The following is a 22,755-nucleotide window of genomic DNA, read 5'->3' as shown; positions in this document are numbered from 1 at the left end:
GAGTAGATTTATACAAGGAATCGATTTGAAATTAGTGACCTTATTATAAAAGATTGAATGGCTACAAAGATTTTATATGATGAAAAAGAACTGTTAATTCATGCCTCTAATGGTAGTGAAGAGGCATTTTCTTTAATTTTTCATACTTATAAAAACAAGCTATACGGTTATTTATTCCGAATTACAGAGTCGAGCGAAGTGGCAGAGGATATTGTTCAGGAGATTTTTTTGAAACTCTGGAAAGATAAATCTGACTTAGCCAACATCATTTCTTTTGATTCTTATCTTTTTAGAATGGCAAAAAATTATGCCATCAATTCTTTTAAATCAAGAGCTCGCCAAGCCTTGCTATATGTCGAATACCTCGAAACGCAAACCGAAGAAGACTACAGCACTGACCATAAAATCCAATTTGAAGAAACGCAGTATTTGCTTCAACAAATTGTGGATACATTACCTCCTCAACAAAAATTAGTGTATCAGTTGAGCCGCGAACAGTATCTCAAGCATGATGAGATAGCCGAAATGCTCAATATTTCTCCTTTAACAGTCAAAAATCATATCATTCAGGCGCTTAATACTATCAAAAAAAGCCTCAAGTATCAGGCTGTTTTGATGATGGCGTTGGCTTTTTGGTATCAATTGAAAAAATAATTTAATTTTTTTTCAATTCGACTAGTCCTATCCTTTTCGAGAATTGTCTTCTTTATAGCTAACCTCTTCCGTGAGCCCTTCGGTTACGAATTTTGACCATTGGGATGTTAAATAAAACCATAATCCAAAGGGAGTAAACTCCATAGAAGTGATATGCCTTCGACACGAATTGACTTTTTGATAGATAAATATTTTCAAAGCTCCTGTTCCGAAGAGGAATTACAAGAGCTAATGGAGTGGGTAGACGCAAGTTCGGAAACTGAACTAGGTCAGAAGTTGGCGGGTATTTGGAAAAACTTTTCTTCGGATACTTCAATGCCCGAAGAGATGTCGGAGCGAATACTGACTAATATCTTCAATCATGAGGAAGAAGCGACTCCGGTAGAAGAAGAATATAGAGAACCAAGTTTTTGGCGAACCACTTATGGCATGGCTGCCTCGGTGGCATTGATTATAAGCTTTGGCTTTTTTGGTTGGTTACAGTATAATGCAAATCTGAAAAGAACTGAAAACCGAATTGTAGAAGTAAAATCGTTTGAACAACATGATGTGCTCCCAGGGGGAGATAAGGCCGTTTTGACACTTGATGATGGCTCGAAAGTAGTATTAGATAATTCTGCTAATGGGAGTTTGGGTAAGCAAGGAGAAACAGATATTCGTAAAACCCAAAGTGGTAAAGTCGTTTATGAAGGTGGACAGGTTGCTGTGGCTAAGCCTATGTTCAATACATTGACAACGCCTAAAGGGGGGCAATATCAGGTGGTTTTGTCAGATGGTACGAAAGTATGGCTCAATGCTGCCTCAAGTCTGAGATTTCCAACGGCTTTTACGGGCAATGAGCGAAGGGTAGAAATGACAGGAGAAGTGTACTTTGAAGTGGCAAAAAATCCCAAAATGCCATTCAAGGTTATTACTCAAGGACAAGAAGTAGAAGTGTTAGGAACGCATTTTAATGTGATGGCTTTCCAAAATGAAAAGGTTATCAAAACCACCCTACTGGAAGGTTCTGTAAAAGTGAGTAATAATGAAAAGACAGCTGTGTTGCAACCTGGTCAGCAATCGAAGGTGGGTATAAATAGCAATATTTTCAGAACGGTTAATGATGTAAATATAGAGGAGGAATTAGCATGGAAAAATGGTTATTTCCAATTTAACGATGCGAGCCTCGAACAAGTTATGCGACAAATTGAGCGCTGGTACGATGTCGATATTGAGTATGTTGGCAAAATATCCAACGAGCATTTTACAGGAAAACTTCCTAGAAATACCAATCTTTCGAATGTCCTAAAAATACTTTCGATGAGTGAGGTGGAATTTAAAATTGAAGGTAAAAAGATTATTATTACCCCATAAGTGAAATTGACTACTGAGTGTTTTAGTCGAAATTTTATTTTGCACATATGGGAAAAACAAAATTTCCCTTCGCCACTGCTTACTTTTCTTCACTAGGCGTGCCCGTCTGACACAAGAAAAGTAACCGCAGCGACGGCCGCAAAAGAAAGTCAAGAAATCCAAATCGGAGTGGCGACCCACCTCGCCATCGGCTCAAACAGTAGGATTTCATAAAATAAATCTAAGCTTTTTTATGGATAATGACCCACAAAATTTAAACATATTCTGAGTATAAATAGGGTGGAATTGCGTTAGTGGAAATTGATTTCCTATTTACTGTGAAAAAATACTAAACATCAATAGATGATTAAATGACAAATACGATTTTGAGTCGACCCAGATATGGTATTTGTAAATTATATCCTTTTAACTAGAACAGTGCCTGTGACACTTATTTCACAACAAGATATTAAACAAAGAAAAAGCGAAAACGCTGGCACGTCTTCGCTCGAAATCGGAGTTTGATAAAATCAGTTTTCCAAGTATCTTATTTTAAAACCCCAAACAAAAGTATGAATCGCAATCCTATTTTCCAAATTAGGCTGGATTTGCCATGCCTTTCGGCTTCCTGTCGTGGGCACTTTTCCACAAAACTTTACAGGGTCATGAAACTAACCTTTATTTTATCGCTTACGATATGTTTACAGGTAAGTGCCGTTAGTTTTTCGCAGAGATTTAATATCAATCTTCGAAATGCTAGTGTTACGCAAGTTTTTAAAGAAATTGAACGTCAAAGCGGTTATACTTTTTGGTATAAATCAGACTTATTGCAAAAGTCTGATAAAGTAACTGTAGTAGTAAAAAATGCTAAGCTAGAAGAAGTACTGGAATCTTGTTTTGCGAATGAAAAAATAGAATATTCTATCGTAGACAAGACCATCGTATTAAAACCGCTTAAATCAGCACCCGTTCTTGCACCAGTGGAAGTGGTGGCAACACCTGTGAAAGGGAAGGTTACTTCTTCAACCGACGGAAAGCCCTTGGTTGGGGTAAGTGTAGCGATAAAAGGAACAACACGTGGTACCACTACCGATGCCAATGGTGAGTTTTCACTCAATGCTTCAAAAAATGAAACCCTTGTATTTTCTTATATTGGCTTTAATGGAAAAGAAATTGCGGTAGGAAATCAAACTTTTATTTCATTGAGCCTTCAAGAATCTGCTACTTCGTTAACTGAAGTTGCGGTTGTGGGCTATGGTAGCCAGTCTCGTAAAAACTTATCGAGTGCTGTGAGTTCGGTTAAAACTGAGGAACTTAATAAAGGTGCGATGACTGATGTTGGTCAGTTATTACAAGGTAAAGTGCCAGGCTTGAATATTACAGCCAGTGGTGACCCAAACAAACCTGCTGCGGTTGTTATGCGTGGAGCTTCGACCTTGAACAGTTCGCAAGGACCATTTTATGTGATTGATGGAGTGCCAGGAGCAGATATTTCGACAATTGCACCTGACGATATTGCTTCTATTGATGTGTTGAAAGATGCCGCTGCTACGGCAATTTATGGTAACCGTGCTGCCAATGGGGTAATCATGGTAACGACCAAAAAAGGTAAGGCGGGTCAAATGCAAGTGTCTTATAGCTCGTTTATTAGTGCAGAAAAAGTATCTAGCAAATTAGATATGATGAATGCAGATCAGTTGAGAAGTTTTTTAAAGAAAACGGGTGTTGGACTAACTGATAAAGATGATTTGGGCGCAAGTACAGATTGGCAATCAGCAATTCAAAAAAGCACAGCGATTTCTACAAACCATAACTTATCAGTATCGGGTGGTGGCGAACATAGCAACTATAGTGTAAGTGTAAACTATGTTAAAAAAGATGGTATTCTCTTGAATAGCTCATTGGAAAGAGTAATTGGTCGTTTGTCAGTAGAACAATATGCTTTGAAAGACAAATTGAAGTTTGGTTTTTCTGTAACTAATTCTACAAGTGATGCAGAGGATATTCCTTACAGAAACTCAGTTTTGTTACAATCAACTTTGTATTTGCCTGTGTCGCCGATTAGAAGAGCAGATGGAACTTATTTCGAAAACTTACAAAACAACAATTACTATAACCCAGTGGCAATGATTAATAATAGCCAAATGGATACTAAATACAGTAATTTGATTGGAAGTTTCAAGACGGAATTGCAATTGCCTTTTGGACTAACTTATAATTTGAACCTTTCTTATCTTAACTCAAATAGCCTATCAGGAAGTTTTTACAATAGTTATTATACATCTACTTACAACAACATGTATGATAACCCCGACCCAGGTTTAGGATTTCACTACCAACAAGTTTTTGGTAAAAATGGACAAGCTAACCGTAGTTCGTACCAAAATACATCAAAAATTTTGGAAACGTATTTGACATGGAATAGAGAATTTGGCGATCATTCGGTTAATGCAGTAGTAGGGTATTCTTGGCAAAGCAACAAAATCGGTGAAGGTTTTCAGGTAACGACGAGTAATTTGCCTGTAGATAATATTGGATATAACAACTTGGCGTTGAGTAATCCTTACGGAATTTCTGGTTACCAAATTAGCTTTGGCCCTGATGGTGTTTATCAAGAAACTCGTTTGATTTCAGATTTTGCACGTTTGAATTATAACTACAAAAGCAAGTACTTGTTACAAGCCTCTGTACGTAGAGATGGTAGCTCTGTATTTGGAGCAAATAATCAATGGGGGATATTCCCATCAGTTGGTGTAGCTTGGAGATTAAGTCAAGAGGACTTTTTGCAAGGACAAAACATTTTTGATGACTTGAAACTAAGAGCAAGTTATGGAGTAACAGGTAATGCTTCTGGCTTTAATGCTTATACTTCACAATTTATCTCAGGAAGTTTAGGGACATACTATTATAACGGAGCTGTAACAGGTGCTTTTGGTCCAACTAAGGCTGCAAACCCAGATTTACAGTGGGAAAAGACTGCTACAACTAACATTGGTATTGACTTTACTTTAGCAAAAAGTAAACTTACAGGTTCGATTGAATTCTATAACAAAAATACAACTGGTATGATTTACTCATACAGTGTTGACCCTATCAAAGTGCCAACTGGTAGTATTGTTGCCAACGGTGGTAGTATCAACAACAAAGGGATAGAATTATCATTGAATGCAAGATTAATCCAACAAGGTGCATTTTCTTGGAATAGTTCATTGAACTTGGCTCATAACAGCAACGTAATTACAAGCTTAACTAATCCATTATTTGCAGGTGGTGACTCAGTATTGCTATCTCGTCCAGAAGGTGGAGGTCAGTCAGGTCGTTCGTTACAAATTTTGAAAGCAGGACGTCCATTGGGTCAATTCTTTGCGTTGGAATATGCAGGTAAAAATGCAGATGGTGTTTCTCAGTTTGTAGGAGCTGACGGTAAATTGACAACTACACCTGTAGATGGCAAGGATTACAAATATTTGGGAAGTGCTCAGCCAAAATTGATGTTGGGCTGGAACAACACCTTCAAATATGGCAATTTTGATTTGAATGTATTTATTCGTGGTGTATTTGGAAACAAAATTTTCAACGCAACTCGTGCTGATTTATTCAGACCAAATACTGCTCAATATTCAAATATCTTGGTGGATGCAGGTAACGAATCTGCTTCAGACTACAATGCTTATTTCTATTCGTCACGCTTTATTGAGGATGGAAGTTTTATCAGATTTGATAATGCAACATTAGGTTATAATTTCAAGAAAACAGGAGTTGTTAAAAACCTAAGAGTGTACACTTCTGTGAATAATTTGTTTGTGATAACAGGTTACAAAGGTATTGATCCAGAGGTAAACCAAGGTGGAATTGCGCCAGGGGTAGATTATAACAACTTCTATCCAAAAACTCGTACATTCTTGTTAGGTGTTAATGTATCATTCTAATCCTCTTTTAGTTGAAATCATGAAAAAGACATTTTTACATATATTCGCAATCATTTTGATGTCGGGAGCATTATTCTCCTGCCACGATTTGTATGTTCCTGTTACGACAGAACTTACGCCCGATGTATTTCCTTCAAATACAGCTCAATATATTTCTGCTTCAGGTCCTGCGTATGTAGCCTTGAGAGGAAATTATGGTGTGGAATATTTCCAGCAACAATCTTTTAGTACCGACGAAAGCATCATGCCTGCTCGCGGTGGTAACTGGTTTGATGGGGGTCAGAACCAAACCATGCACTATCACACATGGACGCAAGACAACGGTTATCTGAATGGTAACTGGTATTGGATGTCGACAATTATTGGAGTTTCGAACCAAACGATCAATATTTTGAGAACAACAATGCCATCTGGTACAGCTAAAAATACAGGTATCGCAGAAATCAAAATGGTAAGAGCGTTTGCTTATTACATGATGATGGATAACTACGGGAATGTGCCTTTGGATACGCTTTATGGAGATTTTACACCAAAAACTAACACGCCTCGTGCCCAAGTTTTTGATTTTATCGAGAAAGAAATCCAATCAAGTATTCCATTTTTAAGTGAAGCCAACGATGTATCTCAGTATGGACGTCCTAATAAATGGACTGCCTATGCGCTTTTGGCAAAACTGTATTTGAATGCTGAAGTGTACACAGGTACTAAACGTTATGATGATTGTATTGCGGCTTGTGATAAAGTGATTGCAACTGGAAAGTATTCAATTGAGCCAAGAGCGTCGTATTTACAGATGTTCTACCCAAGCAATGGTCCACAAATGAAAGAGTTTATCTTTGCGATCCCGTACAATCCAACGATGACAAACAGCTTCCCATTCCGTTCGGTAAATATTCATGCTCGTTATCAAGTACCAAGAAGTATGGCAAAACGCTTTAGTATGCCATATACTCCAGCAGGCTCTGCAAGTACTTTACCAGAATATTATGCTTATTTCAACGATGCTAACGATATTCGTAATGGACAATGGTTGACAGGTTTACAGTTTATGGCTGATGGTGTTACTCCAATTACAGTAACAACCAACAATTTGGGATATGATCAATTTTACAAAGGTAGCAACCCTACAGAATCGAAAACTTTCCAAGTAAACCTAACACCAGATATCGTATTGCGTCAGAGTGTAGCTTCATTTGATGCAGGAAATGACGAAATTGCTTGGAATATGGGGTATCGCAATATCAAATTCTATCCTGATGCTACTTCATTGAACCGTGATCAAAATAACGATATTCCTGTATTCCGTTATGCAGATGTTTTGATGATGAAAGCGGAGGCTATTTTGCGTGGAGGTGCGCCTACGTCTGGTGCTACGGCAGTGTCATTGGTTAATCAAGTACGTTCTCAACGTACAACTTCACCTGCGCTTTCAACGATTGATCTAGAAGGTCTTTATGCTGAACGTGTAAGAGAATTTGCCTTTGAAGCTTGGCACCGTAATGATATGATTCGTTTTGGGAAATTTGAAAACAAATGGGGTTTCAAAACCAACACTGACACTTACCGTAGAATTTTCCCAATTCCACGTAATGCCTTGCAGTTGAATCCAAACTTGAAGCAAAATCCAGGCTATTAATAAGTGATGCGTTGTGAGTGTGGAGTTTTGAAAAAATAACCTCAAATTCACACTCATAACTTTTATCAAATCATATAAAATTTATTGAATTAGAAATCACTCTCATAAATTTTGATATAGCGTATAACAAAATACGTTAGTGTTTTATTTACCTCTGACAAGCGTCATTTTCTTGTCAGAGGTAATCAAAATCTTACTATCTATCCTACCTAATAAGGCTCAAATGAATGCTTGTGCTTTGTTTTATCAACTTAATTATAATACCTCAATGAAAACATTTTACCAAACTCTCAAAATATGTGGCATATTGCTGGGTCTATTTGTAGGCGCAGACGCAATGGCACAGTTAAATTTAAAAGAATCGCAGGCACTCATCGGACGTGTGATTCCGCAAAGAGCACAATCATTTGTGGTTGAGTCCCTTTCCGCTTCTGCACCGAAAGATCTTTTCGAAATAGAAAGTAAAAACAATAAAATTATATTGCGAGGAAATAATGGTGTATCCGTTGCCTCAGCTTTGTATTACTACCTTACTGAGTACTGTCATTGTCAAATTACATGGAATGGTGAAAACCTTGATTTGCCTTCTAAATTACCACAGCTTACAGCAAAAATCACCAAAACTACGCCATACCAATACCGTTATTATCTCAACTATTGTACCTTCAACTACAGTATGTCATGGTGGAATTGGGAAAGATGGCAAAAAGAAATTGACTGGATGGCGATGCATGGCATCAATATGCCATTGGCCATTACAGGCGAAGAGTTCACATGGAGAGAGGTGTACAATGAAATGGGCTTTTCGGACAATGACCTAAAAGACTTTTTCAGTGGACCCGCCTATTTCTCATGGTTTTGGATGGGAAACTTAGACGGTTGGGGTGGTCCTTTACCCGTGAGCTGGATGAAATCACACAAAGATTTGCAGGTCAAAATCCTTCAAAGAGAGCGAGCTTTAGGCATGACGCCTGTATTGCCAGCTTTTACGGGACACGTACCAGCGGCATTTAAAAAGAAATATCCTAATGCTAAGCTCAAGGCCACAAACTGGACTAATGGCTTTGGCGATACTTATATCCTTGATTCAGAAGACCCACTTTTTGCAGAATTAGGGAAAAAGTTTATTGATAAACAGACTAAACTTTTTGGTACAAATCACTTGTATTCTGCTGATACTTTCAACGAAAATGAACCTCCAACAGACGAGCCAGCCTATTTGTCAAAATTGAGTGCAAGGATTTATGAAGGTATTCGTCAGGCAGACCCGAAAGGTATTTGGGTAATGCAAGGTTGGTTGTTTTATAGTGATAGAAAATTCTGGAAAGCGCCTCAAATCGAGGCATTGTTAAATGCTGTGCCTAATGACAAAATGTTGCTTTTGGATTTAGCCACTGAAATTGAACCTGTTTGGAAAAGAACTGAAGCCTTTTACGGGAAACCGTGGATTTGGAATATGTTGAATAATTTTGGAGGAAATGTCAACCTATTTGGACGAATGGAAGGAGTTGCATCAGGACCAGCATTGGCACTCAACGACCCAAATTCAAAGAATTTGCAGGGAATAGGTCTAACCATGGAGGCAATTGAGCAAAATCCTGTGATTTATGAGTTGATGATGCAACATACTTGGCAAACAACTCCTGTGGATTTGAACGAGTGGTTGGTGAAATATGCCAAAAACCGTTACAAAACAGAGGACAAGAGTTTAGTAGATGCATGGCAAATTTTAAGAAAAACGGTTTATAATGGCAAAGACATTCGTGATGGTGCTGAGTCAATTGTTACAGGTCGTCCTACTTTTGATTCAACTACAATTTGGACTCGTACTCGCTTGAATTACGCTCCACAAGATTTATTACCAGCTTGGGATTTGTTTGTGGAAGCATCTAAAAAAGGAGTAAATGCAGACGGTTTTCAATATGATTTGGTAGATATTACTCGTCAGGTTTTGGCTAATTATGCCTTGATTTTACAGAAAAAATGGAAAATTTCTTACAAGGATAAAAACGCTGTTCAGTTCAAAAAAGACTCAGAGGCATTTTTAACCTTGATTGCTGATATGGATGACCTATTGGCAACACGCAAAGATTTTATGCTTGGTCCTTGGATTAGTTCGGCCAGATCTTGGGGAAATACACCACAAGAAAAAGCATTGTACGAACAGAATGCTAGAGACTTGGTAACGCTTTGGGGCGATGCTAACAGTCCATTGCACGAATATTCTAATCGCCAGTGGAGTGGTTTGTTGAATGATTTCTATAAACCTCGTTGGACGCAGTTCTTTCAAGAATTATCAAAAGCTATGTCGGAAAACAAAGAGCCTGATTTGAAGGCTTTCGACGAGCAAATTCGTGCTTGGGAATGGAAATGGGTCACTACCCAAAAATCATTTCCTACCACTACGCAAGGTAATAGTATTTTGTTGGCTCAAAAGCTTCATCAGAAGTATCAAAAAGCTTTGTTAGAGGCGTATAAATAATGCCAAACAAGTTTTGCTGGCAATAACTCTAACAAAGAGTTAATGCAGTCGAGCTGGCGCTCCGATGGAGTTTTTACAAAAGAAAATAGAAAACGTTTTTCGACAAACTAATATATGAGCAATCAGTCAAAAAATCTAAGACTCATTTCGCTGGATGCGCTTCGTGGGTTCGACATGTTTTGGATTATGAGTGGTGAACATATCATTCATGCTTTGGCAGAAACTACGCATATCCCAGCATTTGAGTGGATGTCAGAGCAACTACATCATACCGCATGGGACGGGATTACTTTTTATGATATGATATTTCCGCTGTTCTTGTTTATTGCAGGGGCTTCTATGCCTTTTTCTATGCAAAAAAAAGTTCAGGAGGCATCTGTCGCAGAGGCTTATCAATTACCCTTTAACATTAAAAAGCCTTTATATTGGAGTATGTTGAAGCGTACCATTACCCTCATTTTTCTAGGAATGGTTGTCAATGGTTTATTTAAATGGAATGGATACGAACAGACTCGTATGGCAAGTGTATTGGGAAGAATTGGCTTGGCGTGGTTTTTTGCTGGACTTATTTACCTTAATGCAGATACTAGAAAACAGGTGTATTGGTTTGTGTTTATTTTGGTGCTTTATTGGGCGCTAATGAAACTGGTGCCAGTACCAGGTTTTGGAGCTGGAGTACTTACAAAAGAAGGTTCCTTGGAATCGTATATCGATAGATTGTTGTTGCCAGGAAGATTACATAGCAAAGTGTTTGACCCCGAAGGAATTTTGTCAACCATTCCTGCCATAGGAACAGCGCTATTAGGTGTTTTTACAACTACATTTTTAAGAAGTAAATACTTTACCTCTTCAACTGGAAAGATAGCTGTATTGGCATTTGCTGGACTTGTTTTGGTGTTAATCGGTTTAGTTTGGGATATATCATTTCCCATCAATAAAAGATTATGGTCAAGCTCCTTTGTGTGTGTAGTGGGAGGGTTTTCTATTTGGTTTTTTGTGGTATTCTATCTGATCATAGACGTTTGGGGTTTTCAAAAATGGGCAGCACCCTTTATTTGGATTGGCTCAAACTCCATCTTGATTTACATGGCATCTGAAGGAATTGTGAATTTTGGACATACCGCCAATTTCTTTTTTGGAGGACTCATTCTACACAGTCCAGAGCATTGGCATAATGTATTGACAGCCTGCTCAATAACGCTTACTCAGGTGATTTTACTAAAAATACTATACAAGAATAAAGTTTTTTTGAAAGTATAGAAAATGGAATGAACTGGTTAATAATGTCACAGTGACATTATTAGAAATTGGGAGTATTACAGTAAACCCAATGCCGATAAAGGCATTGGGTTTCTCTTATTTTTGGTATTATTAGATAGCAGTATATCCACCATCGACCAAATAGGCTGCTCCAGTAATGAATGAAGCTTTATCAGTACTTAAGAAAAGTACTAACTCTGCTACTTCTTCAGGGCGACCTAATCTTCCAATAGGATGTTTCGCTGCCAGAGCCTCTTTGATGTCGCCAGATGCTTGGTCTAACAAGGGTGTTTGGATATACCCAGGACAAACCGCATTACAACGGATGTTTTTCTGAGCGTATTCAGCACCAATATTCTTGGTCAAACCAATCACTGCATGTTTCGAAGTCGTGTAAGCAGATGACATTGGAGCTGCTACCCAACCATGGATAGACGCCATATTGACAATCACACCGCCACCGTTTTTCTCCATGTATTGAAGCGCATATTTACAGCCGTAAAACACGCCATCAAGGTTAACAGTCAATACTTTTCTCCAACTATCCAAGCTATAATCGCCAGTGTTGGCTAGTTGACCGCCAATACCGGCATTATTACAAATAATATCCAGACCTCCAAAAGTACTTACAGTTCCATTGACTAAGGCCTCTACCTCTTCAGCTTTTGACGTATCGGCTTTAATGTAAGTTGCTACGCCACCAAGCTCTTCAATCTGCTTCACTGCGCTAGCACCATGTTCATCGTTAATGTCCGAAATGACAACTTTTGCTCCTTCTTTCGCATAAGCTATTGCTACTGCTAAACCTATTCCTGATGCTCCACCAGTTACTATGGCTACTTTATTTTCTAGCGTTTTCATACTGTCTACAATTTGTTTTTGAAATGAATGAATTCAATTCGATAGGTGAAATGATTATTGTATCAAATTGATAATTTATATAGGTATGATGTAATTTTGATAGGAGAGTTTAAAGGAAAAAGAGAGATTGGGCTTAGAATTTGATTAGAAAAAAGAATGAATTTCGCCCTCGTTGGAGATTTCTCCAACGAGTCGAGTGTAAGCAACTAGCTAAGTACTGTGAGCAAAATTTCGATGGTTTGTTGCTGACGCAAAGTTTGTTGAAAACAACACCAACGTTTAACGGCTACTGCAACTTACCCGTAGTTTTAACTTTCCCTAAATAATATTGCAAAAATTTAAGGACGAAATAGCGTTTTTCTTCCGTTAGCGATTCACCAATTTCGATTCTTTGATTGGCATAAATGACTATTTTGTGAAAAGGCTGAACTTGGTCTTTATTTTGGTAATAGGCAACTTCTTCTTCAATGCCAGAAACTCCTTTCCAGTCAAATAAATAGCTGGAGTGCCAACCAAATATTTTTATTCCTTTTTCAATATTTCCTCCTTTATTGGTGAGATTGATAATGAGTTCACCAAAAATTGATTGTAGGAATAACCAAATCATAAAGCCCCCAAAAATTGCCGCAAATCCCCAAATGATATATAGAACCGTCGAATCTATGGATTCTAAATTGATTACTTGTTTGGCAAAAAAATAAAAGAATAAAAATACTGAAATGGGTAGCACGCTTGCAATTAAGCCATAACCCAAAGAGTTTTTTATCCGCAAAGTAATCCCATCAACCTCTTTGGTTAAATACATATCTTCGGGAACTTGGGTCAAATCTATTTCATAAGAATAAGTTGTTTGTGAAGGTGGACGATGAAATGATTCGGATAGCTTAAATACTTGCTGGCAGGCATCACATTTACCCATATCGGTTTGAATGTTGATGTTGTGGATTGAAACAGGCGTGTAACAATTTGGACAGTTCATACAAGAGGTGTTTTGGTTTTTATTTTAAAGATAGATAAATCGGATAAATGAAAGTGAAAATCATAGTTGGTCGAGATATAATAAGGTTAAGCGGTTATAACGTCACTTGTATGAAGGATTAGTATTGCAAATTCGCCCTCGTTGGAGTTTTTTCCCACGAGTTAAGCTAAGAAACTTACCCATTGCATAAGTATTTGGTTTTCTTTATACTATGTAAACTATTTCCTATTTTTATCAAAAAATCCTCATTTAACTTACTCTAATCTCGTCATGGCTTTACCAAATATTTTTACCTCGGAAGTTTCTCAAGAAATTACGCAAAGAATTAATACCCTTCACAAGGATTCACAACCACTATGGGGCAAAATGAGTGTTGCCCAAATGCTGGCGCATTGCTCGGTGACCTATGAATTGGTTTATGAAGACAAGCATCCTAAGCCCAATTTCTTGCTTAAATTCTTTCTGAAGTCTTTTGTGAAGAATTTTGTCGTAAATGAAGTACCATATAAACAGAGTTTAAAAACGGCTCCTGCTTTCATCATCACCGACCAAAAGGATTTTGAGACTGAAAAAAATCGACTGATTAATTATATTTCTCAAACACAACAATTAGGGGAGGGCTATTTTGATCAGAAGGAGTCTCACTCATTTGGGAAATTAAATAAGACAGAATGGAATAATATGTTTTACAAGCATCTTGACCATCATTTAAAACAGTTTGGCGTTTAGTTTTTCTGAAAAAGTAAAAGGAATATCTTGGTTTTACAAAAGTCTTAAGGACACTTCAATGAGTGTGTGGTGATTATATGTTTTTGATTTTTAGTATTTTAGGATAATATTCCATTAGCCTAAATCAATAACGATGAGAACACTTCTAATTTTTTTGTTTGGAATTTTATCATATTTCCAACTGAATGCACAAAGAACTGAAGATTCATTATTTGTCCAAGAAGACAATGTACAAATTCCACTAAAAAATGGAAATACGGTTTGTGCGATGTTTGTATATGCCAAAATTAAGCCTCAACCCTGTATTATTTGGTATGACATTTATGCCGACAGTAGTAAAAATTTACTTCTGGATATTACTAACGCCGCCAAAAGGTATCAATATAATTTGGCGATTATCAATACTCGTGGAAAGAAATGCAGTTCCAGTGAATTAAAACCCTTTGAAAATGATGCCGAAGATGCCTATGAGGTCATTGATTGGTTAAGTAAACAACCTTGGTGCGATGGTCGAGTAGGAATGACAGGTGGAAGTTACTTAGGTTTTAGTCAGTGGGCAAGTACCAAAAAAATACATCCAGCATTAAAAGCCATTGTGCCACAGGTATCTGTAGGTGCAGGAATTGATTTTCCTATGCATAACGGAGTCTTTATGAGTTATGCCTACCGCTGGCTTAGATTTGTAGATGTTCATAAGCTCACTAATTTTGAAGAGTTTCTGAATTCCTCAAAATGGGATTCTGTATTTTTTGATTACTACAAAAAAGGGCTAAAGTTTGCCTCCATAGACTCTCTTTATGGAAAACCTAATGCCAACTTTCAACGCTGGTTACAACACCCTACTTATGATAATTACTGGAAAAGTATGACTCCCCAAGTCGCTGAATTTGCCAAAATTAATATTCCAGTATTGACTATTACAGGGTATTGGGATGATGATCAAACAGGAGCCATGTATTATTATAATGAACATCTCAAACATAACCCCCGCGCACAACATCAATTGTTAATTGGTCCTTACGATCATGCCTCTGCTCAAGGAACAAAAAGAGACAGTCTAGGTGGATGGCCAATTGATAGTGTGGCAAAAATTAAAATTAATGGTATAATTTTTAAATGGTTTGATTCGATTTTTAAGGGTAAAACCCCTCCTGAACTTTTGAGTGATAAGGTAAATTTTGAAGTGATAGGTAAAAATGAATGGAGACATGTGGGAAGTTTGAACCAAATGTTCAATACCGAACAGCGTTATTATCTTTTACCAAATAAGCTTTCAAAAGCAAAACCCGAAAAGACTGGTTTTCATCAACAAAAGGTTGATTTCAAAGATCGAAGTATTTACCGACCAGCAGGAGAAGAAATTGGCGCGTTTCCGAAATTGTTGACGGATTCACTAAGCCCTTTATCTGAACAAATTATTTATGAGACAGAAGAGTTCGAAGAACCGATTGTCTTGAGTGGCTATTACGATGTGAATCTCAATAGAAGTATTTCTAAAAAAGACGTTGATCTTGTTTTTACCTTATATGAAAAACTTCCCAATGGTAAATATTTGGCACTCAGCGAAGTAGTACAACGAGCAAGTATGTCCAAAGATTTATCAAAACGAAATTTACTTAAACCAAATACCATCGAATCTTTCCGTATTCGTCACAATTATATGACCTGTAAGCAGTTAGCCAAAGGAAGTAAGTTGGTTATGATGATAGGTGTCAATAAAAATCCACACTGGCAGGTAAACTATGGTACAGGAAAAGATGTAAGTTTTGAAGACATATCTGATGCAAAAAATCCACTTCTGATTCGTTGGTATCACGATAGTACCATAACTTTCAGATTTTTAAAGTAGTTTTGTATTTGAATAACAAGTATTCCTTTGGAAGCTGGGTTATCTGACGAGTTTTACCAAATCAAAACAACAAGCAATTAACATGCTCATCAAAAATGAATCAGAATTAGTTGGTATTAAGAAAATTAGTGAAGTGGTTGCCATAACACTCAAAAAAATGTGTGAATATGCCAAAGTTGGTATGTCAACCAAAGAATTAGATGATTTTGGGGCAGAGATTCTAAAATCGTATGGTGCAAAATCGGCACCTTATGCAACGTACAAATTTCCTGGCTGGGCTTGTATTAGTATTGATAAAGAGTTTTGTCACGGAATTCCTTCTGATAAAAGGATTTTGCGAGAAGGCGAACTCATTAATATAGATGTATCGGCCGAACTTGGCGGATATTACTCTGATAACGGTTGTTCATTTGTAGTAGGGGAGGATATCCATAATCATCAGCCACTTGTGAATGCGTCCAAAGAAATTCTGAAAATAGCTATTGAGCATATCAAAGAAGGGGTAAGAATTGCAGATATTGGCGAAATGATTGAAAAAGAGTCGAAGAAAAGAGGTTATAAAGTAATCAAAAATTTGGCAGGTCATGGCGTTGGAAGAAGATTACATGAGCCTCCTCACGAGATTTTGAATTATAAAAACCGACTTAATTTTGACAAATTTAAGAAAAATTCAGTCGTGGCGATTGAGACTTTTATTTCTACGCACTCTACTATTGCCGAAACGCTTTCAGACGGTTGGACGATGGTAGGAAATAAAGGTGGCTATATGACTCAACACGAACATACAATTGTTGTAACCGACGGCGCTCCGCTTATCCTTACCACTGGGAATGGTGTTTGGGACTGATTTCCCTAGAAAAACTGAAATTATGTTTACGAATCCTCTCACAATTTGAGAGGATTTTTTTTGTTCAAACTAAATACTTAAAAATGTAACTAAAAAAATAGTTTCACTAATAGGGGTACAAATTAATTAAAATGTCTTAGTTTTGAAATCAGATAAAACTGATGTTAAAATGAACATTTTTTGAGGTTGGTTTGATTGATAAAAGAGCAAAATTCAAACAAATTTGTATATTCGTTTAGAAAATACAGCAATTATTATCCAAAATTAAGCATGAAAAATATCATTTTTACGCTCTTTTATATCGGTATTACTATTGGAAATGCCTGGGCTGATGAGCCTAGAAATCAAACGGTTGTACGGTCAAGGAACGAACTGTTCACCTTTAAATTAAAGAAGAATAATTGGAATATGACTGATTCAAAAGGGAATCTGTTGTATTCAATTCCAGAAAAAGGCTTTGCAGCCATGTCAGTATTTATCACCAATGATGGCAAAAATGTGGTTGTTATGGATGATTTAATTTCGGGAGGAAAAATAACTAAAAAAACAGCATTACGTTTTTTCCATGAAGGCAAACAAGTCATGAGCTACAGTCTTACTGATTTGGTTAAAGATTCTTGTAATATTATTCGCACAGGACAGTATGTTAAATGGACACTTGAAGATTTTGATTTGGCGAAAAATGATTCTACTTTTTCTTTAGCAACCTTTGAATTCAACGAGATAGATTTTAACACTAATACGGGGCAGATTGTAAAAAATGCTAAACCTTTTACCGTAGATCGTAATACATATATTTTGCGAGGAAAGTTTTATAAATCCTCTTCGTCTGACAAAACTGAGATGCTTGTGAGGAAATATATTTTGGGTGATAAACTTCCTTTTGATACCATCCATTTCAGTACTGATATGTACACCAAAGGAAATTGGGATCAAGTGGTGGTGATTAAAGACGGCATCGACGTCACCCCAATCCGCTTTCGAGGGGAAGTTTTTGGAGATGGATGCCTTATCAATTAATTATGAGTGCTGAGTTATGAATTGTGAATGTAATTTTTTAATTATTTAGTTAGCGAGCAAAATAAGCTTGAATAAAGAGAATTATCTTGTTTCCCTTTGTAAAAGCTCCGTAGGAGCGACAGAAAGCTAAAATCTGGAACCCTGTCGTTCCTAAGGAGCTGATGAAAAGATTGGGTTCTGTAAAAAAATCCTAATAGACAGGCTTATCAATGTCGTATAATTGATAAAGTTAATTTTGCACTAATACCAAGTAATCAATACACAATAAAATATAATTTACCATGAATATACGTTTTATACTTCAAGAAGAAGATTATCTTCAGCATGAGCTTTTTGTAGCTTCCGAAAACAAATTATTTAAGTTTTCACCCTCTAAAATCTTAGGTGTTTATTTGGCAGTTTCAGCGATTTCTGGGTATTATTTGTACACTCAAAATCACTTGACTGTTGCCTTAATTTCTATTGTGGTGGGTGGCGTTGTAATTATGGCATTACCACGATTGGTTCGTGGGTATTATAAAAATGAGATAACCAAATATGTTCAAAATACATTTGGCAATAGCTCTGGAAAAGAAATAGAATGTGAGTTCTTTATGGATAATATGCTTATGGGTGATGGCGAACGTGCCGCCACTATTGCGTATAATCAAATTGAAAACGTGACTGAAACGAGTGATTATTTTTATGCCAAAATCCAGTCAAGCTCGCACATCATCATTCCTAAGGTTGGAATTGGCAATGCACGTCCTGTAAAGCAACGACTTTTGAATATTTGTGAAGAGTCGAAAATTCCATATTACGAACAATTAGATTGGACTTGGTAAAAATTATAAAACCAATAAATTCTCCAAAATCCCAATCACCAACGCTCCTGTAGCTCCGTGGTTGGGATTTTTGCTTTATATCCCTAAACTACAAACAAAACCATGATACAAACTGATTTTGCTTACCGTGTTAAAAGTATTCTCGAAAAAGATGACCGCATTCTTGGTGTCGCAGTAGGAGGTTCGTGGATAACTGAACAAATAGATGAATTTTCAGATCTTGATTTGGTGATTGTTACCAAAGAAAAAATAGCACCCCATAAGCCCAATATGCTAGCTATTGCAGAATCACTGGGAGATTTTTTATCTGGTTTTACAGGAGAACATGTTGGCGAACCTCGGTTGCTTATTTGTCTCTATGACAATCCTTTGTTGCATGTGGATTTAAAATTTGTTACCCTCGACGAGTTTAAAGTACGGGTAGAAACGCCATTTATTTTACTCGATAAAAATAACGTACTCCAACAAGCTATTCAGTACTCAGAAGCTCAATTCCCTTATCCTGACTACCAGTGGATTGAGGACCGTTTTTGGACTTGGGTACATTATGCTTTGCTCAAAATTGGGCGTGGAGAGTACCTTGAAGCTTTAGATTTTTTAGGCTTTTTGCGAATGGTAGTTTTAGGACCATTATTGCATATCAAAAATGGTAATTTGCCAAGAGGCGTTCGAAAAGTTGAAATGGAACTAGAGGCGCTTGATTACCAAGCTTTGATTAATACCGTTCCAACTTATCAAAAAGCAGACCTACTAAAAAGTTTGAGAAATGCCGTCGTTTTGTACCAAAAACTAAGAAGAGAACTATTTGATCAAACTATTCAACTCAATCCTAAAGTAGAAATGGCAGTATTAACATACTTTGATTCATTCGAAGTTTAAAGCTGAATAAAAGCAAAAGGGAATCTTTCTTTTGAAAATAAAGTTATCATTATTCCTAGATTTAGGAAAAGATTGTTCCCAAATATTAAACATCCTCTTTAGCTTTTATGAACGATATTATTGTTAAAAATCTATTCGAATATTGGACTTTGGTAGGTAGTTTGAATCAGTCGCTCAGACAAACGCCCTATTTCAAATACAACCCTATTCAAAACTCTGATTGGCCCAAACGAGTTTTCGAACTCGAAAACTCTGCCGAAGCCTTGAATGCCATTTTGGAGTTGTCACCAACCGATAATTTTCCCGCAAGAATAGCCACTTCGGGTTCCCACGCCATTCAGCATGACGAGCGATTCTTATTTAATTTTGGTCTACAGAATATGGCAATGTCTTTAGAAGATGCTCAGTTTCCTTTTGAAGAAACACCTGAAATTCATCAAGTTGTAGACACAGAGGAGATTTTGGCGTATGCTCATATTGCTACTGTAGCTTTTAAATACCATTTCAACGCCGACGTATTTGCGAATGCATTGCACCAGTCGGATCAAGTAAAAGCGTTTGTGTATGCTGAAGAAGGGGAGATTTTGGGTTGTGGAACTCTTTTTGTTGACTCCAACAAGGTGGCAGGTTTACATACGATTGGCACACTTCCCGCTGGTAGGAACAAAGGAATAGGACGTAAAATTACTGAGCGTTTGTTGACCCAAGCCCAAAATGAAGGATGTTCTATCGCTGTTTTAAATGCCTCAGTTATGGGTGAGCCGATTTATGCAAAATTAGGTTTTCAAACCTATGGAGAATTACAAACTTTTTCAGTAAAAGAATAAAAAAATTTGCCTTGCTTGCAACATTTGAAAAATTACGGAGTCTTTGTCAAAAAAAATAGTTCAATATGATAAAGACTCCACTTATTCGCTACTCGTTAGCTATTATTTGTATTTGGGTTTTAAACCTTCAAGACACAATCGCATCAAATTTTCGTTCGAGGCAAGCCTGTCAAACTAGTTTTTCTACTGATACAGTTGCCACCTCATCAACCAATCCTTTATTAGACTTAGCGGAGGGAGAATCGTTTTCGGTGCTGGTCAACACAAGCAATTGCTTTACTAATTTCAATCGTCTTGTTTTGATTACTAAGGAAAATGGAACTTTAGTATCCAGATATTATATGAATCCATCGATGAGTCCACAGCCATTTATGGCGAGAGCTCCATCTACGATCAATAATGGTGAGCTGATATCTACGCATATAATGAATGAGGCTAATATTGATTTTTTCAAGAATTTCTTATTAAGCCTTTCAAGAGCTAAAGATGTAGGATGCTCGACCACCGAAACATATTATCTGAAATCTCGAGCATATAATCTTCAAAAATTAGATGGGAGTTGTCAGTGGAGTGGTTTCGGACTTCTCATAAAAGAGCTTTTTAACCAATAATTAAATAGATCGTGTCAGAGAAATCTGACACTTTTTTTTGCTATAAATTCTCAACCGCTTTTCCATGAAATTCTACCTTTGGTAAAATGTTCGAATGACAAAAGAGAAGCAAGGACTATTTTAGCCTAAAAAAAATCATATATGAAACCTTTTTACTGTCTTATACTCTTCATCCTTTCTTGTTTTAATACAAAAGCTCAAAGTAAATACCAAAAAGATTTTGATACTTTCTGGGATACCATCGACCAACATTATGCTTATTTGTCCCGTCAACAAATTGATTGGAATAAGGTAAAAGAGCTGTATAAACCCCAAGTCGGAACCATTAATAATAACCAAGACTTCATTAGACTGTTAGAAAATATGCTGATTGAACTTCATAATGGGCATTCGTCTTTGAATGTCAACCTGAAGTCTTCCAATCGAATTGTGCCTTCTGGACAAGATATTTATGTAGAAGAAAAATTGGGTAAATTTTTGGTTTCGGATATAAAAACAGGAAGTAATGCTGAAAAAGCAGGGCTGAAAATAGGTGCTGAAATTATCAAATTCAATGGTGATTCGGTACGGAAACAATTGGCGGTGTTTCTTCCAAAATTCACTCAACATTACACTAATGCCATGAAGCAGTTTGCCTTGGATATGTTGTTCGCAGGTACGCATGACAAACCAAGAGTGATAGAAACTATTATTGAAGGACATCCCCAAGTGATTGAATTGGACAAAAAATCTTTTGCTGAACATAACAAACCCTTGTTGGAAGTAAAATTATTATCCAAAAATAAAGCATATCTGAAAATCAATAACTGTTTATGGAACAATGACCTAATCAACACATTTGACCAAGCACTTGATTCTTTAATCCATTTTCCTATTTTAATACTCGACTTGACAGACACGCCCAGCGGAGGCAACTCCACGGTTGCACGAGCTATCATGGGAAGATTTATTGACCATCCTATGCCATATCAACAGCATGAATATGATGAAAAAGACTTCGACACCAAACGCCATTGGATAGAGTATGTGTATCCACGTAAGAAAATTTTTAAAGGAAAACTAGTTGTTATGGTAGGTCATTGGACAGGAAGCATGGGCGAAGGGATGGCGATTGGTTTTGATTCTTTCAAAAAGCCTGTAGTTGTAGGAACGAAAATGGCAGGGTTGCTAGGCGCCATTGAAGGCTTTAACGTAAAAGAGACAAATATCAATTTTCAAATTCCTACAGAAAGACTTTACCATGTCAACGGAAAGCCTCGTGAGAACTATGTTCCAAAGGTGCTCACATCAAACTCAGAGAGGACTTGGGAGTTTGTATTTAAAGTAAAATAGCAAATTATACGATAAAAAGTCCGTTTAATAAGTTTAATGTTTTCGTGTCATAATTTATATTAATTTTGACGTCTCTAAAAAAATCCTTGACAAATCTGCTTATATAAAAGCGCTTTTTGAAGGATTAATTGAGAAAATATATTTTACACTTGTAATTTCTATCTAATGTTCAATAAATAAATTTTTATGAAAATCAAATTAATTTTACCAGTTCTTTTTCTTTTGTTCGTTACATCTTGTAAGAAAAACGATGATGCTACTCCTGCAACTGTTGTTGGCAAATGGTCACTCACCAAACTTCGTAGCAAAGTAACAGGAGCGATGAATATGGATATTACTGTTGCTTTAAGTGCAAGTAGTTATATGCAATTCAATGCAGATGGTACAGGGATTTCATCATCGGCAATGGATGGACAACCTCTAACAACCGAAAAGTTTACTTACAAAGTAAGCGGTACAAAAATTACAATTACTTCTGAAGACAAGACTGAGGTGACAGAAGGAGAATTACAAACGTTGACATCAACGGATTTACTTATTTATTCTAAAGAATCTGCTGGGGGAACAACCTCTGAAACTTGGGTAACTGGCAAGAAATAAGTTATAATTTTAAAAAATAAAGGGCTTGTATTTCGATGCAAGCCCTTTATTTTTTGTCTATATTTAGCCTCTTATGTTGAATAATATTCTCACTATGAAGTCTT

At 36.8% G+C, this 22,755-nt stretch carries 18 protein-coding genes; 16 read left to right on the top strand and 2 right to left on the bottom strand.

Translation table 11 applies throughout. The annotated features are described in order from the left end of the window. Positions 1–57: 57 nt before the first annotated feature. The 6 genes from QM481_RS04965 (at position 58) to QM481_RS04940 (ending at position 11,293) form a co-directional block, all read left to right on the top strand. The gene (locus QM481_RS04965) at positions 58–654 is read left to right on the top strand and encodes an RNA polymerase sigma factor (RefSeq protein WP_283327187.1); all 597 of its coding nucleotides are present in this window, start codon (positions 58–60) and stop codon (positions 652–654) included. A 153-nt stretch (positions 655–807) separates the two neighbouring features. Continuing rightward, positions 808–2,007: a FecR family protein gene (locus tag QM481_RS04960; RefSeq protein WP_283380870.1), complete on the top strand. Its 1,200-nt coding sequence runs from the start codon at positions 808–810 to the stop codon at positions 2,005–2,007. 644 nt (positions 2,008–2,651) lie between these two features. Then, positions 2,652–5,915, top strand: a complete 3,264-nt coding sequence (locus tag QM481_RS04955; RefSeq protein ID WP_166552244.1) for a TonB-dependent receptor — start codon at positions 2,652–2,654, stop codon at positions 5,913–5,915. Positions 5,916–5,934: 19 nt separating this feature from the next. After that, positions 5,935–7,551 carry a RagB/SusD family nutrient uptake outer membrane protein gene (locus tag QM481_RS04950; protein WP_283380869.1) on the top strand — a complete coding sequence of 539 codons (1,617 nt, stop codon included), beginning with the start codon at positions 5,935–5,937 and terminating at the stop codon, positions 7,549–7,551. Between the two features lie 268 nt (positions 7,552–7,819). Beyond that, positions 7,820–10,033 (top strand): alpha-N-acetylglucosaminidase, encoded by a 2,214-nt coding sequence (locus QM481_RS04945; RefSeq protein ID WP_283380868.1) that lies wholly within the window; start codon positions 7,820–7,822, stop codon positions 10,031–10,033. Between the two features lie 114 nt (positions 10,034–10,147). Then, positions 10,148–11,293 carry an acyltransferase family protein gene (locus QM481_RS04940; protein ID WP_283380867.1) on the top strand — a complete coding sequence of 382 codons (1,146 nt, stop codon included), beginning with the start codon at positions 10,148–10,150 and terminating at the stop codon, positions 11,291–11,293. A gap of 111 nt (positions 11,294–11,404) precedes the next feature. On the opposite strand, the gene QM481_RS04935 is transcribed toward QM481_RS04940, so the two are convergent. Continuing rightward, positions 11,405–12,154: an SDR family NAD(P)-dependent oxidoreductase gene (locus QM481_RS04935; protein WP_166552240.1), complete on the bottom strand. Its 750-nt coding sequence runs from the start codon at positions 12,152–12,154 to the stop codon at positions 11,405–11,407. A gap of 286 nt (positions 12,155–12,440) precedes the next feature. Then, complete coding sequence (locus QM481_RS04930; protein WP_283380866.1) at positions 12,441–13,133, bottom strand: hypothetical protein; 693 nt, start codon at positions 13,131–13,133, stop codon at positions 12,441–12,443. Between the two features lie 270 nt (positions 13,134–13,403). Between QM481_RS04930 and QM481_RS04925 the strand changes: the two genes are divergently transcribed. The 10 genes from QM481_RS04925 to QM481_RS04880 all read left to right on the top strand — a co-directional run bounded on the left by QM481_RS04925 (position 13,404) and on the right by QM481_RS04880 (position 22,651). Continuing rightward, the gene (locus QM481_RS04925; protein ID WP_283380865.1) at positions 13,404–13,862 is read left to right on the top strand and encodes a DUF1569 domain-containing protein; all 459 of its coding nucleotides are present in this window, start codon (positions 13,404–13,406) and stop codon (positions 13,860–13,862) included. Between the two features lie 133 nt (positions 13,863–13,995). Next, positions 13,996–15,711 (top strand): CocE/NonD family hydrolase, encoded by a 1,716-nt coding sequence (locus QM481_RS04920; protein WP_283380864.1) that lies wholly within the window; start codon positions 13,996–13,998, stop codon positions 15,709–15,711. Between the two features lie 82 nt (positions 15,712–15,793). After that, positions 15,794–16,558 (top strand): type I methionyl aminopeptidase, encoded by a 765-nt coding sequence (gene map, locus QM481_RS04915; protein ID WP_283380863.1) that lies wholly within the window; start codon positions 15,794–15,796, stop codon positions 16,556–16,558. A 270-nt stretch (positions 16,559–16,828) separates the two neighbouring features. Next, complete coding sequence (locus tag QM481_RS04910) at positions 16,829–17,578, top strand: hypothetical protein (protein ID WP_283380862.1); 750 nt, start codon at positions 16,829–16,831, stop codon at positions 17,576–17,578. A gap of 281 nt (positions 17,579–17,859) precedes the next feature. After that, positions 17,860–18,402, top strand: a complete 543-nt coding sequence (locus QM481_RS04905; protein WP_166552234.1) for a YcxB family protein — start codon at positions 17,860–17,862, stop codon at positions 18,400–18,402. Between the two features lie 102 nt (positions 18,403–18,504). Next, positions 18,505–19,281, top strand: a complete 777-nt coding sequence (locus QM481_RS04900) for an aminoglycoside 6-adenylyltransferase (RefSeq protein WP_283380861.1) — start codon at positions 18,505–18,507, stop codon at positions 19,279–19,281. Between the two features lie 107 nt (positions 19,282–19,388). Beyond that, positions 19,389–20,108, top strand: a complete 720-nt coding sequence (locus QM481_RS04895) for a GNAT family N-acetyltransferase (protein ID WP_283380860.1) — start codon at positions 19,389–19,391, stop codon at positions 20,106–20,108. Between the two features lie 65 nt (positions 20,109–20,173). Continuing rightward, the gene (locus tag QM481_RS04890) at positions 20,174–20,719 is read left to right on the top strand and encodes a hypothetical protein (RefSeq protein WP_283380859.1); all 546 of its coding nucleotides are present in this window, start codon (positions 20,174–20,176) and stop codon (positions 20,717–20,719) included. Between the two features lie 141 nt (positions 20,720–20,860). Continuing rightward, positions 20,861–22,051 carry a S41 family peptidase gene (locus QM481_RS04885; protein ID WP_283380858.1) on the top strand — a complete coding sequence of 397 codons (1,191 nt, stop codon included), beginning with the start codon at positions 20,861–20,863 and terminating at the stop codon, positions 22,049–22,051. Between the two features lie 186 nt (positions 22,052–22,237). Beyond that, positions 22,238–22,651, top strand: a complete 414-nt coding sequence (locus QM481_RS04880; RefSeq protein WP_283380857.1) for a lipocalin family protein — start codon at positions 22,238–22,240, stop codon at positions 22,649–22,651. The last annotated feature ends 104 nt before the right edge of the window (positions 22,652–22,755 follow it).

Origin of the sequence: Flectobacillus rivi, assembly GCF_030056655.1 — a bacterium.
Taxonomy (GTDB): domain Bacteria; phylum Bacteroidota; class Bacteroidia; order Cytophagales; family Spirosomataceae; genus Flectobacillus; species Flectobacillus rivi.
This window is presented reverse-complemented; position numbering and strand designations above follow the sequence as displayed.